A 15,846-nucleotide genomic window follows, 5' to 3' on the forward strand; every position below is an offset into this window, starting at 1 on the left:
TGGTTCAACGATGGTAGTGGCAAATTTACTGACTCTGGGCAATCTTTGGGGAGGTCCCAGGGCAGAGGAGTGAGTTTAGTAGATTTGGATGGAGATGGCGATCTGGATGCTTTTGTTGCTAATTGGAGTAATCAGCCAAACAAAATTTGGTTAAACGATGGTAGTGGCAAATTCACTGACTCTGGCCAAGCTTTGGGGAACTCCAGTAGCCAAGATGTAAGTGTAGCAGATGTGGATGGAGACGGTGATCTTGATGCTTTTGTTGCTAATCAAGGTAAGCCAAACAAAGTGTGGTTAAACGATGGTAGTGGCAAATTCACTAACTCTGGGCAATCTTTGGGGAATTCCAAGAGCTTAAGTGTAAGTTTAGCAGATGTAGATGGAGACGGTGATTTAGATGCTTTTGTTGCTAATTATAATCAGCCAAACAAAGTGTGGTTCAACGATGGTAGTGGCAAATTCACTAACTCTGGGCAATCTTTGGGGAATTCTGCAAGCTGGGATGTGAGTTTAGCAGATCTGGATGGAGATGGCGATCTGGATGCTTTTATTCCTAATGATGCTAATCAGCCAAACAAAGTGTGGTTCAACGATGGTAGTGGCAAATTCACTGACTCTGGGCAATCTTTGGGGAGGTTCTATAGCCATGGTTCGAGTTTAGCAGATGTGGATGGAGACGGTGATCTGGATGCTTTTGTTGCTAATAGGAATAAGCAGCCAAACAAAGTGTGGTTAAACGATGGTAGTGGCAAATTCACTGACTCTGGGCAATCTTTGGGGAATGTCACTAGCTTAGGTGTAACTTTAGGAGATGTAGATGGAGACGGTGACTTTGATGCTTTTGTTGCCAATTATAATCAACCCAACAAAGTTTGGTTAAACAACCTAGATCAGTATATCAAGACTTGTGAGAATACAGCACCGAACAACTTAGTAATCAATGGCAGCTTTGAAACACCAAAAACCCCTAAAGAAGAAGATTATGTTTTTGTAACTCCTTATGGTTCGTATCCCAAATTAGTTCCTCCTGTGAAAGGATTGGATAATTGGGAATTAGTGGAAGGGCCTGGTATCATAGTTTATAACGATAATCTGTTTGTATACGATGGCTACAAATACTTCCAAGCCTACGATGGTTCACAATTGGTGCAGCTAGATAGTGACAATGCCACAACTAAAATTTCTCAGAAAATAGCGACCCAACCAGGGGATATCTACAAGCTAACTTTTGGATTTGCAGGCAGTGGCAAATCAACGACAGAACATGACAAACTGAATGTAAATTGGGGTTCGGAATTAGTGGAAGCACTGGATAAACTTGACAGTGATACTGAATGGGAGGTGAAAACCTACAACCTGCAAGCGAAAAGCACTGAAACTGTTCTCAGCTTTGATAATCTGAATGAGACAGCTAATGGTTATGGTGCTAATCTTGATGGAATAAGCGTGAACTTATGTCAGTAGTGATATCATGTCCGGTAGCATCGGTCTTGTATAGCAAAGGTAAGGAAGAAGGAAGAAGGAAGACGGAAGAGGAAGGAAGGCTACCCTCGCAAGAAAAAAACCATTATTTCCTGTAGATATTCACCTTTGGGTTTACACAAATGATATAAACGGACATGATATGATATTTGGCTAAAGTTTTGGAGCGATCGCCTTAGCTAGATCAAACAGGGCGATCGCTCTGCTCTACTGGTGTAACGCAGGTGATTTTGTGATATCAAATCCGGTAGCATCGGTGTAATTAGATGGGGAGATGGGGAGATGGGGAGTGTGGGAGATGGGGAGTGTGGGAGATGGGGAGATGGGGAGATGGGGAGTGTGGGAGATGGGGAGATGGGGAGATGGAGGGATGGGGAGATGGAGGGATGGGGAGATGGGGAGATGGGGAGATGGGGAGATGGGGAGATGGGGAGATGGGGAGATTAAGAAATATTTGGTAATGGTTGAAGATGGAACATTTTTTACGTGCCGAATTAAACGGATTTGATATGATATCATGTCCGGTTGAATAATTAGACTTTGCTGGAAGGAAGGCAGAAGGCAGAGAGAGGGTAGGAGGCAGAAGGTTTTCTCCCATTGTCACCTTAATTTTATACACGCTCCGATGCTACCGGACATGATATGAATTAGATTTTGTAGCGTGCATTATATTATGTCAGGTTGAATAGTTATAAATAAATGACGGAGGAGTCAGGAGTCAGGAGTCATATCATGTCCGGTTGAATACTTACACTTTGGAGGAGGTAATACCAATTTGATAAATGTTTGCTACAAATAGTTAGGCTATTTCTTAGGAGTCAACCCACCCCTCGCCCCTCCCCTCCCAACCCACCCCTAACCCCGACCGTGGAGGGGAGGGGAAGAAAGAAGAACAACTGGAGTTGAAGGAGAAAGTTTTTTTTATAACTAATTATCCGGACATGATATAAGAAATAATAAATAAGAAGTAATATCATGTCCGAACGCAATCGTTTGTGTAAACCCAAGGGTGAATATCTACAGGAAATTTAGATTTTTTTCTTGCGAGGGTAGCCTTCTTCCCTCTTCTTTCCTCTTCCCTCTTCCCTCTTCCAACTTTGGTCTTCCTTACCTTTGCTATACAAGACCGATGCTACCGGACATGATATAAGGAGTAAGAAGTAAATTCTAGTGGTCAATAGGAGTCAAGGATTCAGTCGGTAGACTACAGTAAGGAAGTTCCATGGAACCTCCCTAATAAAAGTAAAGATTTGTCTCTACTACTTGACAGATGTTACCTTCTTACCTGATTTGGAAATTATCCTCAGTAATAGTAGGCGCACCGTCAAGGATAGCAAACTGAGTAGAATCATCACCTGTATTGTAGAACAGACCGCCAGACTCTTCACTGTAAACAATGAAAGCACTAGAACTATCTACATCATCATCGTCGGTGACTATCACGAAATCACTATCAACGCTGAACCCAATTCCAGCAGCACTGTCAAGAGCAGTAAAGGTTGACTTATCTAAGAGGATCAGGTCGATCTCTTGAAACTCTAGAATAGTGTCAACACCAAAATCATCGGTGTCAAATTCCTGATTACTATTGTAGATAAAACGGTCAATACTAGCTCCACCAGTAATAGTATCGTCTCCGGGACCACCATTAATGCGATCGCGACCTTGACCACCATTCAGCACATCATTTCCATCACCACCAAACAAGAAGTCAAAACCAGGACGACCTTGTAGTGTATCATCTCCATCTTGCCCATATAGGAAGTCATTGCCACGACCACCAATTATTTCATCGTCACCAACACCACCTACTAAGGTATCCGCACCATTCAATCCCGAAATAGTATCGTCACCAGTACCACCATTGAGAGTGTCTGGTTGAGGAGTACCTACAATTAACTGGTCATTACCAACAGAGGTATCTTGAATAACGACTTCAGCTACTCGATTTTGGGCATCAACAATATAACCATCTCCTGGTGCTGGTGCCAACCAAGCCGTTATAGTTTCATCTCCTTCCAATTGATTATCAGGAATAGTTGTCCAAGTCACAGTTGCTGTAGTTGCTCCTGCGTCAATAGTAATGGTAGAAAGGAGTCCACTGCCTAATACATCGAAGTCTAGGTTAGAAGCATTAGTTAGCTCAGGAGGAAATAATACATCACCAAAATCATTAATTAGCTCAGGAGGAAATAATGCATCACCAAAATCATTATCAGTATTCGTTTCTAACCAATTCACTTGTAAACCTCCACTCGGAGCAGCTCTAGTTAAATTGAAGGTTAAGGTGTATTGGTCTTCATCTTCAGTTAGAGGTTGATCCCCCTGTCCAAACTCGATACTTACTATGGTAGGTGGGTTCAATACTGTTAAGTTCAGAAGTTCATCTAGGTCTATCTGGATAATCTCGTTATTATCAATATCTGGTCCCCGACCAATGGAGAAAGGATAGTTATTGTCATTGGCAACTAGAATAGTATCTTCATCAAGAACTAACACATTTTCAATGGTGACAAACGGGAAGTCAAAGGTAGTTTCGCCATCATCGTTGAGGTCATTGGGGTCGTCAATATTTAGTAAGTCTACAACTTCCTCTTTGGCAACAAAACCTTCGTCATCAACTTCAGAAATGTCAATCTTAAAGATTTTCTTGAACTGAGCGTCGTCCCCTTGCTCGCCATCCCTTTCAATGACTAAAAATTCAGTTTCATTGATGGGAGTAAAATCACCAATAGCATGACCAGCAACATCTGTGGGGTAGAAACCGACTAGACCTTCAAAAGAACTAGACTCAGGATCGAATTCATAGATCCGGAGGGCATTTTCTGGATCGCCTGCAACTGCACCCTCTAATAAAGGATAGAAAGTTTCGCGATCGGGACTGAATGCCATACCTTCATAACCACGGGTACGAGGTAAGTTAGGTTCATCAATAAATTGGTCTACAACTATACTACCTGTGGCAGGGAAGTCAGTAAAGAAACCATCTGCACCTATTTCGATGAGTTGCTCAAATTCTTCTCCTGGAGTCTGGGGTGTACCGTCTTCGGTCAGAGTTAGAAAACGCTCTTCATCCCGCAAGGTATAGGGGTGAACTTGTAAACCTGCATCGTGAGCATCCTCAATAAAGGAAGTAATTTCTCCTGTCAACTGCTCATCAATTTCTGCTTCTCCGTCTCCATCACCATCAACTGGAGTATCTAAAGAGTTGCGCAACAGAATATTATTTTTCCAAGGTCCTGCACCTTCTGCGTACAACTCGCCGATCGCTTCTAGAAGTTCTGGACTGTCAAGGTCTGCATAAACTGTATTTTCAGACAGAGGAGTATCTAGTGCATCTAGGAATTCTTGACCGTAAATATCTACTAAGTCGTTACCTTCAGCAACATTAAACCGGATGTCGAATGGGAAGGAGAAGGTATCAGTTGGATCTGCTTCATCAGTTGTATCCCCATAGAGTTGAACTAAAGGAATATCTCCGAGTTCTGCATTATCCAACTGTTCTTGTAAGTCAATTAAGTTGGCAAACTCAAATGACTGAATAAAAATACGGTCGGGGTCAGTGAAACCTGTATCTTGCAGGGTTTCAATTAGTGCTTCTTCTAAAGATAAGTCCTGCTCATCAAAGAAGGTGGGGTGTTTGGTTTCAGGATAGATACCAACCTCAAACCCAAAACCTTCCATTTCTTGTACCAACTCAATAACTTCCTCGAAAGTGGGAATTTCAAACTCACCATTGAAAGATTGGTCGCGGAAGTCACGAGGTTGAACGGCACGCAGTTGCTTAATTTCTTCCAGAGTAAAGTCTTCAGCAAAATAAGCAGTAGTTTCTACACCATCAAGGAGCTTTGTACTTTGACGTTCTGGACCGAATACTTCAGCAACGTTGGTGGTATCGTCCAACATGGGTTCGTGTCGGGCAATGAGAACACCATCGAAAGTCGTTACGAGGTCTGGTTCAACGAAGTCTGCACCTTGAACGATCGCTAGACGATATGCTTCTAAAGTATGTTCTGGGAAGTCACCACTTGCACCCCTGTGTCCGATAACTATTGGTGCGCTACCGTCGAGAGTATTAAAGCGGAAGTCAGGATTTTGAGGCGATCGTACTTCGTCGGTAACTATAACATCTCGAACGGGGTCCCCTGTGCGTGCGAAGTCGGTAAAGAAACCATCTGCTCCAATTTCGATGAGTTGTTCAAATTCTTCTTCAGGAGTCTGGGGTGTTCCTGTTCCTAAAGCTTCAAAGGAAATACTACCCTCAGCAACATAAGCTCCTCCTGTTGGAATAAGTAACCCTGTATCTGGGTCTGTTATAAAACGGACGTCAGAATCTTCTGAGAGAGGAAAACCAAATCCCACGAAACCAGAAGTATCAACTTCAGTATCAATTGGATCGACTGTACCACTTCCCTCAACAATATCTAGATCGTTATCATTCAAAAAGTCTTCTGATATAAACACACTGTTGAAGCTACCTGAGTCTGAACCACCAACTATTACAAACTCACCTGTTTCCTCATTCTCTTCTAACAAAAAGTTGTCAATGAAAAAACCTGCTTCTGTACCTGCTAAGTCAGGTTCACCTATTTCTTCTGCAAGTTCGGGAGCAACAAACAAGGGAATTGGTGGCGTAGTAACTATTCCTGTATTCTCGTCTAAGATTAAGTCTGCTGGAGTGAATGTAAAGTCAAAGAATGGTTCTAGATTATTACCTTGTTCGTCAGTTTGAGTGTTATCAATACGACTATAAAGAGCAGCATTTCCACCGGGACGCTCTATACCTATTAAGGCGTTGACAATTAATTGCGGACTATCAAATTCCTCAGTATTATTAGGGTTAAGAGTTAGAAAACGTTCTTCATCCCGTAAAGTGTAGGGGTGAACTTGTAAACCTGCATCGTGAGCATCCTCAATAAATGAGGTAATTTCTCCGGTTAACTGATCGTCAATTTCTGCTTCTCCGTCTCCGTCTCCATCAACATCTGTCTCTAGAGATTCGCGCAACAGAATGTTATTTTTCCAAGGTCCTGCACCTTCTGCATACAACTCGCTGATCGCTTCTAAAAGTTCTGCACTGTCGAGGTCTGCATAAACTGTATTTTCAGATAGAGGAGTATCTAGTGCGTCTAGGAATTCTTGACCGTAAATATCTACTAAGTCATTACCTTCAGCGACATTAAAACGGATATCGAAGGGGAAGGAGAACCCAGCTTCAGGATTAGCTCCTTCGGTAGTATTTCCATAGAGTTGAACTAAAGGGATATCTCCAAGTTCTGCACTGTCTAACTGTTCTTGTAAGTCAATTAAGTTAGCAAATTCAAAGGATTGAATGAAAATGCGATTTGGATCGGTGAAATTTGTATCTTGGAGGGTTTGAATTAAGGGTTCTTCTAAAGATAAATCTTGTTCATCAAAGAATGTAGGGTGTTTGGTTTCAGGATAGATGCCAACTTCAACTCCTGTTTCTGCTTCTACTTTTTGAACGAGTTCGATGACTTCTTCTAATGTCGGAATCTCAAATAACCCATCAAAACCAGGGTCGCGGGAGTCACGAGATTGAACAGCACGCAGTTGTTTGATTTCTTCTAGAGTAAAGTCTTCTGCAAAATAAGCTGTAGTTTCTACACCATCAAGTAACTTAGTACTTTGACGCTCTGGACCGAATACTTCAGCAACATTCGTAGTATTGTCCAACATGGGTTCGTGTCGGGCAATGAGAAAGCCATCAGAAGTAGTTACCAAGTCGGGTTCGATGAAGTCTGCACCTGCGGCGATCGCTGCTTCATAAGCTGCTAGGGTATGTTCGGGTAAGTCTCCACTTGCACCTCTATGGGCAATAACTAGAGGTTCTTGACTGTTAAGGGTGTTGAGTTCAATAGGGTTGGGTGTGGCAATTGGAGCTTCTAATAAAGTTCCGGTACTATCGAAGTGTAAGATATAAGGTCCGAATTCTTCTCCGATCCAAATATCGCCATTATTATCAATAACAAAAGACTCTATATCAAAGTCTGCTCCTGTTAAGAGGCGATCGTTTGTATCTTCATTGACAATATCAAAGGGTATAAGATTATCAGGATCTGCTAGTTGAATAAAGTCTTGAACCTCAACAGTAGCATCACCATCTTCTGTTCCAGCAAAGTCGGGGTCAACTTGATATAGTCTGAGTAAATAATCTGCACTATTTCCTTGAGAACCGAAACCGTTATCAGAGAGAAACCAATAACTGCTGCCATCTTCGCTATCGGGAGCAAATTGAACGCCACTAAAACCTTGGACTGGTTGACTGTCAAATGGTGTGGGTCGATTATTTGTATTAATGAAGTTCCCTGATGGGGGACCGTCTGCAAATGTGTCTGCTGGTAATACAGCAAATCCTGTTAATTCTGCCATTTGATTCTCCTCTCACCTTAAAATTGATGTTTTAGATTGATTTTCTATTTGGAAATTCGATAAAAAAAAAGTTTTATCTGAGGCATAAAAATACAGTCAAGAAATATGCCTTGTAGTTGATTTTTAGGAATCAATCTAAATCCAAATTTCTGAACAAGCTGAAATGTCTATTTGACTCTTTAAGCTTTGCTCTATAAAAATCAATTGGAAATTTTTACTAATTCCCAGCACATTTTATTGGGTGAAGATTAAATCAATATTTCAAAGAGGTTAAGAAAATATTTTTTTCGGTTAAAGAAATAAAATAAATAGTTTAAGTTACAAAAAAAACGTTTACCGAAATATTGTGGTTTAATACCATTTATCAAAAACTTTTCTACATTTTATTGAGCAGGGGACCCACCCTCGCCCCTCCCCCTCCTGGGAGGGGAAGTAGGGGAGTGGGGGAGTGGGGGAGAAGTAAAAAATAAGAATAATTAACATTAACTGGGCTATTTTTAGCAAAAAAGTAACTCTACCTGTTTTGATTAATTAAAAACTGAAATCTTACCCAAGTATAGCGTTACTTTTAGGAATTGGTTTAAAGCCTCCCCTTGATCGGGGATAATAAATAAAAATGTTCATGATTAGTCAATCAATTCCGTTTTAAAGGAGAGGTAATTCTAAATTCTAAATTCTAAATTCTAAATTCTTGAAAGAGGAAGTTATATACAAATTTTTAGCACTACTACTTAACTTAGTTATGAAAATTAAGTTATATAATGTCCGCTGGGGCGCGTTTGTGTAAAATCAAGGGTGAATATCTACAGGAAATTTACGTTTTTTCACACTTTTAAGCCTTCTTCCCTCTTCCCTCTTCCCTCTTCCTTCTTCCTTCTTCCTTCTTCCTTCTTCCTTACTTCACTATACAATACCGATGCTACCGGACATGATATTAGTCACTTAACATCACAATTTTTTTGCTAATTTTCATGGAAATACTAAATGATTTTTGTGGATTGAAATAATGACTGATTTTATAAATATTGATTTTTATAAATCAAGAAAAATCAGTATTTCAGGTGAATTTATATCAACCTACTGCCATAGTAGAGAAATTTTTTAATGTCTGACTATAGAAATTTGCACTTCAACTATCAGTCTGATTTTTTCTATCTTGAAAAACATAGAGATAACTTAACTTTTACCATTTCGGTTTGTACCAATCGTCACGAAAAAGTATACTCTTATATTTTAACTTATTGCCATCAATGAGTAAGTATTAAAAGAAACAATTTTCAATCTAATATAGTGTTTTTATTTGAGATATAAATCTAGATTGAGGTTTTTTCTAAGAAAAAAATAACGCCGAGTGAATACCTTATATCCTTGTGTTTACTACTATTTAATGCTGTTTTACCTCCTTTACTATTCCCTCCATACCTTTTTCATAGAACTTAGTCTCCACATCCCAGATAAAAACGCTATATTTGAAATTATTAGTAAATACATTTGTAAGCATTTCCTGCGGAATGCTGCCCAAACAGCTATTAGCAGTCAGCTCGAGGGCAATAAGACCTTACTTTTAAGGACATAGTTTAAATGAATATAGACTTTAACGACTTTTGTAGTAAGATTAATTCTAGCTCAATTAATACAGCTTTAAATCCACACGAAAAGCAATAGCTGATAGCTGACGGCTGAATGCTTACATACATTTTGGTATAAGAATATAGAAATCTTTATTACTAGAATAAAATTAGATTATTATAAACCATATTTTTCTAAAAGCGCAGCACCAAAAAAAATGCGTACCAAAAAAAATCCCTAAACCCCTATGCTTAACTAACGGCGCTACAGAATTTATAGAACTACATAAATATTCGTCTATTTCCTATTCCCCACTCCCCACTCCCTACTCCCTTTTCACTCAAATTTATTGTCAAACGCCAAAGAACATACTGCTATATTTATCAGAATTTTCTGATTCCCTGCTTCTTCTCTTGATGCACTACCAGGTACTTCTAAGTTCTTACAAAGGAGCTAACGTAGTTCGCTGACCCTAGGTGGTAAAACTATTCCATATTCCCTTCTTATAGCGGTTTTCAAATAGATAGACTACAGTGGCCAAAGTATTCTCCTACTGCCTACTCCCTGCTCCCTACTCCCTGCTCCCTAACTCAAAAGAATTGTGTCGTCTACTTAAATGAATTGCTATGAAAATAGAGAAAAAACGTAAATCTTTGAAAGAGCAAATTTACTATATTTTTGAACATTCAGACCATAAAAATCTTTTAAGTTTGCTAGATGATTTGCTAATTACTATTCTAACAAGCATTAGTATCAGTGCGTTTATTTTGGAAACTTCTCCCAGCTTTTCAGATATTTATTCTGAAGATTTAAAATTAGTCGAAATAATTATAACAGGATTGTTTACTTTAGAATATTTTCTTAGAATCTGGGTATGTACAATTAATCCTAAATATCGTCATCCCATTAGTGGTAGACTAAAATATATAATTACCCCATTATCATTGATAGATTTGATCGCTATTTTACCGTTTTATTTGCAAGTATTATTTCCCAGCTTGGAATTTATAAAATTTACATTGTTACTGCGTTTATTTCGCTTATTCAAAATCAGTAGATACTCTGAGTCACTGCGGACTATTATTAAAGTTATAGTTCTAAAAAGAGGAATTAATAGCTACATTGCTGGTAGTAATTTTTGTGTTAGTCTTTGTTTCAAGTCTCATGTTTTTTGCAGAACATGAAGCACAACCAGAAAAATTTTCTAGCATTTTAGAGACTATGTGGTGGGGAGTAGTAACTTTAACAACTGTGGGTTATGGAGATGTTTATCCTACGACGAATGTAGGCAAATTATTAAGTGCTGCTGTAGCATTTTTAGGTATCGGAATTTTTGGTCTACCAGCAGGTATAATTGCATCTGGTTTTGCAGAAGAAGTTCAAAAAAGAAGGGGAAAAAAAATAGTTCATCCAGTAGGAAAAGATATTAAAATAACGGCAGAAACTACATTTCCCTTAAACTCAGATGTCAGACATCATATACACCCAGACTTCAGACATCATCATACAAAACAAGAGCAAAAGCAGGCGATCGCTGACTATATTGAAGAATCATCCGAAATTATGAAACTTTGCATCGAAACAGCAAAGAAAAAGTACGGAAATTATTTTCAAAATGAGGAAATTATTAAAGATTTTGCTATGGTTCTTTATCAGGAAACAATGCGCAAATTTCATCGTTAAAAGTCAGGAAGGAGATGGGGAGATGGGGAGATGGGGGGATGGGGAGATGGGGAGATGGGGAGATGGGGGGATGGGGAGATGGGGAGTAGGACACGGGGACGCACCAGACGCGGGGACGGGTCGATTTGTGGGCGAACAGGCAAAGGTTTCGGCCATTTTATCTAAATAAATTTTCTTGAATTTCAGCAGAAAATTTCAGTATTTTGAGGCAAATAAGAGCAAATAACTAGGAGTTAACGAAGTCAGAAGTCAGAAGTCAGAAGCGAGTGTGTAATTCTGAGGGGAACTCAGAATGTAAGACACACTCAAGACAGTCAGAAGTTATTTTTGTAACGGGGATGCGTGAGCAACTCTCCAAAAATATTGCGCCTTAAAAGGCGGGGTTTTAGACCCATATTATTTTGATAAACTGAATATAAAAAGCTCCATTACCGTAAGCTATACTGACTTTTAGCTTTATGAGCGCAAACCCTAAATATTGAAGTAATTATAAACATATATTATGTAACTGGATTCTATGTGCAATTAACCGGATTTGATATAAGATCTACGACCTACGACCTATCACCTACCACCTTGTTAATAGACATCTCCAATAATAAAAAGAAAATCAATTATCCCACAGAAATTATCAATTCTTCCCTCCTGGGAGGGGCGAGGGGTGGGTCCCTACTCCCTCTTTTCTGGAGATGTCTAATAATCAATGGGTAAACCATAATATTCAAGAGTTGAAGTATCTTGAATAATATTTTGAGTAGAAGTATCTACTTGAATTTGACCAGATTGCAAAATCAAAGCACGTTGAGTTACTTTAGCAACCCAGTTTAAATCATGGGAAGCAATTAATATAATTTTTACTGGTAATTGTAAGATAATTTTAGCTAAATTTTTTCGCCATAAAGGGTCTAGACCATTAGTGGGTTCATCTAAGATTAAAATTTCTGGTTTTAATGCTAAAACAGCAGCTAAAGCAGCCAATTTTTTTTGACCTCCTGAAAGTTCATATACAGATCTATCTGCATACTTTTCTAAACCAAATTTTACTAACAAATCATTAGCAATTTCTGTAGCAATTTCTGGAGATAAACCATAGTTAAGCGGACCAAAAGTTATATCCTCTAAAATTGTAGGCATAAACAGTTGGTCATCAGGATTTTGGAAACAAAAACCTATTTGACGACGTACTTGAGATAAAGTTTTTTCTTCTAGGAGAATTCCTTGAATCCAAATTTCACCAGATACAGGTTTTTTTAAGCCGACCAAAGTTTCCATAAAAGTGCTTTTTCCTGTACCTGTAGGTCCTAACAAAGCGACTCTTTCTCCAGGCTTAATTGTCAATGAAAGACTCCGTAAAATCGGTTCATTTTGTGGATATTCAAACAATAAATCCTTAACATAGACACCAGCTTGTGGATAATCCTCTTGCATTTTATCGATGACTAATTATTAACAGTAAAAAATATATTTCTGCAATTACAAAACTAGCAGCAATTATTAAAGATAAGAATAGATATATTAAGTCTGGTCTATATTTAAGATTGTTTGTAGAACCAGAATATATTCTATTATTTTCATTATGCAACACATTGCCATAACCGCGCAACAACATTGCCTGATAAACTCGTTCTGCTTGTTGATAACTTCGCACTAAAAGACTACCTGTAAGAGCAGCATAAACTGATAAGTTTCTCCAACTAAATTTGTTTCGTTTAAAGCCTCTTAATCTAGTAGCTTTAAACATCATACTCAGTTGATTAGATATTTCAAAAATATAACGATAAGATAACAACAGTATATCGGTAATAATGGAAGAAATTCCCAACTGCCTCATCCCTTTTATTGTTGTTAAAAATGAACTTGTACCGAATAAAATTAAACAAGTAGTCATAATGGCAAAAAAACGACTAACAATTAATATAACTGCCAGACATCCTTCCTGGCGAATTGCCAAAAATCCGTATTGCCAAATAATTGTTTGACCAGACAAAAAAGGTAATAATACGATTACTCCTAACAAAAAAAATCCTGGATAACGTAATCGACTAATTAAAAATGATAAAGGTAGCTTTGAAACTCCATAAAGCAGAATAGTTACTAAAAGCATTAATGGAATTAAATACCAATTTTTAACAGTAGCAAAAGCAAACATTAATGCCATTAAACCAATAAGTTTATATCTCACATCCCACTGATGTATTGGAGAGTTTAAATTGGCATATTCATCTAGGGCAAATTTCATTACTATAAATAGGTGCTAGGTGTTATATTATGTCCGCTTGAATATTTATAAATAAGTAGGGGCAAAAGGCAGTTTGCTTGCTCATAACTATCGTTAACGCCCGTACAGGAGTAGGTATTCATTAATTGATAATGGATAATGGATAATTGATAATTACCTCTGGTTAAAACCTAGAGGATTGAAAATAAGGAAATATTATTTCTTTTTTTTCCCCTTAAAAGGGTCGGCTTTAAACCAGAATTATTTAATTATTAATTATTAATTATTCAGTAAGGATAATAGAGATATTTTTCCTGTGTCAGAGCATAGGTTTTTCCAAATTCCTATTATCAAAATAATTGGGTCGCGCAACCCCACCTTTTAAGGCGAAATATTTTTGGAAAGTTGCTCACGCATCCCCTACTTCCCTCCCTCCTGGGAGGGGTTAGGGTGGGTTGGGAGGGGTTAGGGGTGGGTTAACTTCTGACTTCTGACTTCTGACTTCTGACTTAGTTAACCAGACTTGATATTAGGTAGTACATTTTCAACAATTAATAGGACTCCTTTCATTAATGGATAATGGATAATGGATAATGGATAATGGATAATTACCTCTGGTTAAAACCGTTACGGAATTTAATATAAGGAAATATTATTTCTTTTTTACCCTTGAAAGGGTCGGCTAATCAAGCTGAATAATTATTAATTATTAATTATTCGGTAAAAATAACCTAAACAGTTTTTTGATGGAAGCTATATTTCACAATTTATTCCAGATAAAATTTGTACAACTGATTTTTACATAGCTCCATAATTAATTGTTACCGATAAATTATGGTCTAAAGCCTCCCTTTTTAAGGAGATAAAAAAAGAGAATATTCCATATTTTAAGCCTCCTTATTGCAAGAGGTATTGATAACTTATAACTGATAACTGATAACTGAAATGACCTCTCCTTAAAATAGATAATATTGGCATAATTGTTATTTTTCTTGATTTCTTTTTTAAAGAAGAGGGCTTAAATCTTACAGCAAATTCTAGCAAGGGAGAGGTACACCTAGAAGCGGGCAAGATGCTCGCACTAGAAACATTAAATTGTTAATTTATGTACTTCATAACTTCGGAAAATGCTGTAATTATTCGGTAACTTTTAAAAAATTTTCCTCACTTACCTAATACTTTATGTTAACTCTTATTTGCTGTAGACGAGAAAAGTTTACTGCTCTATCTAACACCTAACTTTGAAAGCAAAGAAACAAATAACAAAAGAAGGAAAAATTTGTAGTTAAAAATTTGACTAACTAATAGTTATTCAAGATTAATTTGAAGGATATAGTAGTCCAAGGAAAAGCGAGGAAATATCAAAAGCTTAAAACTCAGACAATGCCAGATTTTTCTTTCTTCCTTCTATCTTCTTCCTTCTTCCTTCTGCGTATAACCTATCAAATTTCCTCCCTCACCTATTTTCCATCACGATATTTCCTAATAAGAGTTTCATATAGAATCCGGTTATAATAGCTTATATATATGTTTATAACTCTATAATTACTTCAATCTCCCCTACTCCCTTACTCCCCTACTCCCTTACTCCCCTACTCCCTTACTCCCTTACTCCCCTACTTCCCTACTCCCCACCCCCAACTATACAAAAGTTCTAAGAAGGTAAAAGCTCTGGCATAACTCGACGCAAAAAACTGATAATCATTGCAGTTAAAATACCTTCTATTCCCATCAAAGGAATATGAGAAATCATTAATCCATAAATTACTCTCTGCTCTAAGACACTATCAAACCCAGAAGGTACATTTGTAATAATTATCGTAAAAAATATTAAACTAGAAACTCCAATAGCACTAGCTCCAGCAATAAATCCAAAAATACTCATAGATAAACTTTCCTTAATTCCATTTCCTAAAAGATGACGTAGCTGAAATATTTGATAAGCCAAAAGCGCAGGTATTCCCATAATTAAACCATTAATTCCTAAAGTAGTTAAACCACCATGTCCGAACATTATTGCTTGAAAAAATAGACCAACCAATATAGCTGGAAAAGCATAATAACCCAAAACAGTTCCTAACAAACCATTTAATACTAAATGAACACTAGCTGGTGGAATAGGAATATGAATACTAGAAGCTACAAAAAAAGCTGCTGTTAATAAAGAAGCTTTAGGAATGCTAGCTTGAGGATTTGGTAAACGATTAATTTGGCGTAGAGAATACCAGGTAATTAAAGAAGTAATCCCATAGCCACTAATACAGAGTTGAGCAGGTAAAATACCTTCTGAAATGTGCATTATTGAAGATTTAAAATTATCCCGATATAAGGTCAAATAATAATTAATAATTAATAATTAATAATTAATAATTAATAATTAAAGAATTCTGGTTTAAAGCCTCCCCTTTAAGGGAAAAAAGCGGTTGAGGGATGGATGGGTTTCCTAACCATATCCAATCAACCAAGACAGCGGTCGTTTTGCTTCGCATAACTACGTTAAC

10 protein-coding genes are annotated in these 15,846 nt (G+C 37.6%); 6 read left to right on the top strand and 4 right to left on the bottom strand.

The window, feature by feature from the left end; genetic code table 11:
• The 3 genes from SAGCYANO_RS43085 to SAGCYANO_RS43090 form a co-directional block, all read left to right on the top strand.
• Positions 1 to 1,464: FG-GAP-like repeat-containing protein (locus SAGCYANO_RS43085; RefSeq protein WP_202225617.1), on the top strand; the 1,464-nt coding region annotated here is incomplete at its 5' end.
• Positions 1,455 to 1,580, top strand: a complete 126-nt coding sequence (locus SAGCYANO_RS48755) for a hypothetical protein (protein ID WP_255502916.1) — start codon at positions 1,455 to 1,457, stop codon at positions 1,578 to 1,580. The genes SAGCYANO_RS43085 and SAGCYANO_RS48755, both read left to right, overlap by 10 nt.
• Positions 1,581 to 1,756: 176 nt before the next feature.
• Positions 1,757 to 1,990: an isopentenyl pyrophosphate isomerase gene (locus tag SAGCYANO_RS43090; RefSeq protein ID WP_202225618.1), complete on the top strand. Its 234-nt coding sequence runs from the start codon at positions 1,757 to 1,759 to the stop codon at positions 1,988 to 1,990.
• A gap of 773 nt (positions 1,991 to 2,763) precedes the next feature.
• Here the strand turns inward: SAGCYANO_RS43090 and SAGCYANO_RS47125 are convergent.
• Positions 2,764 to 7,875, bottom strand: coding sequence for a glycerophosphodiester phosphodiesterase family protein (locus SAGCYANO_RS47125; RefSeq protein ID WP_237397270.1), 5,112 nt, complete (start codon positions 7,873 to 7,875; stop codon positions 2,764 to 2,766).
• A 2,195-nt stretch (positions 7,876 to 10,070) separates the two neighbouring features.
• On the opposite strand from SAGCYANO_RS47125, the gene SAGCYANO_RS48760 reads away from it, so the two are divergent.
• From SAGCYANO_RS48760 to SAGCYANO_RS43110, 3 genes are read left to right on the top strand one after another with little or no spacing between them, the layout of a single operon-like run.
• Positions 10,071 to 10,628 carry an ion transporter gene (locus SAGCYANO_RS48760; protein WP_255502917.1) on the top strand — a complete coding sequence of 186 codons (558 nt, stop codon included), beginning with the start codon at positions 10,071 to 10,073 and terminating at the stop codon, positions 10,626 to 10,628.
• Complete coding sequence (locus SAGCYANO_RS48765) at positions 10,609 to 11,127, top strand: potassium channel family protein (protein ID WP_255502918.1); 519 nt, start codon at positions 10,609 to 10,611, stop codon at positions 11,125 to 11,127. Before SAGCYANO_RS48760 ends, SAGCYANO_RS48765 begins: the two co-directional genes overlap by 20 nt.
• A 22-nt stretch (positions 11,128 to 11,149) precedes the next feature.
• On the top strand, positions 11,150 to 11,296 hold the full coding sequence (locus SAGCYANO_RS43110) for a hypothetical protein (protein ID WP_202225619.1): 147 nt from the start codon (positions 11,150 to 11,152) through the stop codon (positions 11,294 to 11,296).
• Between the two features lie 524 nt (positions 11,297 to 11,820).
• On the opposite strand, the gene SAGCYANO_RS43115 is transcribed toward SAGCYANO_RS43110, so the two are convergent.
• The 3 genes from SAGCYANO_RS43115 to cbiM all read right to left on the bottom strand — a co-directional run bounded on the left by SAGCYANO_RS43115 (position 11,821) and on the right by cbiM (position 15,644).
• Positions 11,821 to 12,555, bottom strand: a complete 735-nt coding sequence (locus tag SAGCYANO_RS43115) for an energy-coupling factor ABC transporter ATP-binding protein (RefSeq protein WP_202225620.1) — start codon at positions 12,553 to 12,555, stop codon at positions 11,821 to 11,823.
• Position 12,556: 1 nt separating this feature from the next.
• On the bottom strand, positions 12,557 to 13,366 hold the full coding sequence (gene cbiQ, locus SAGCYANO_RS43120; RefSeq protein ID WP_202225621.1) for a cobalt ECF transporter T component CbiQ: 810 nt from the start codon (positions 13,364 to 13,366) through the stop codon (positions 12,557 to 12,559).
• A 1,633-nt stretch (positions 13,367 to 14,999) separates the two neighbouring features.
• On the bottom strand, positions 15,000 to 15,644 hold the full coding sequence (gene cbiM / locus SAGCYANO_RS43125) for a cobalt transporter CbiM (protein ID WP_202225622.1): 645 nt from the start codon (positions 15,642 to 15,644) through the stop codon (positions 15,000 to 15,002).
• Positions 15,645 to 15,846 lie beyond the last annotated feature (202 nt).

Origin of the sequence: Okeania sp. KiyG1 (assembly GCF_014132355.1) — a bacterium.
In the GTDB taxonomy this organism is placed as follows: Bacteria; Cyanobacteriota; Cyanobacteriia; order Cyanobacteriales; family Microcoleaceae; genus Okeania.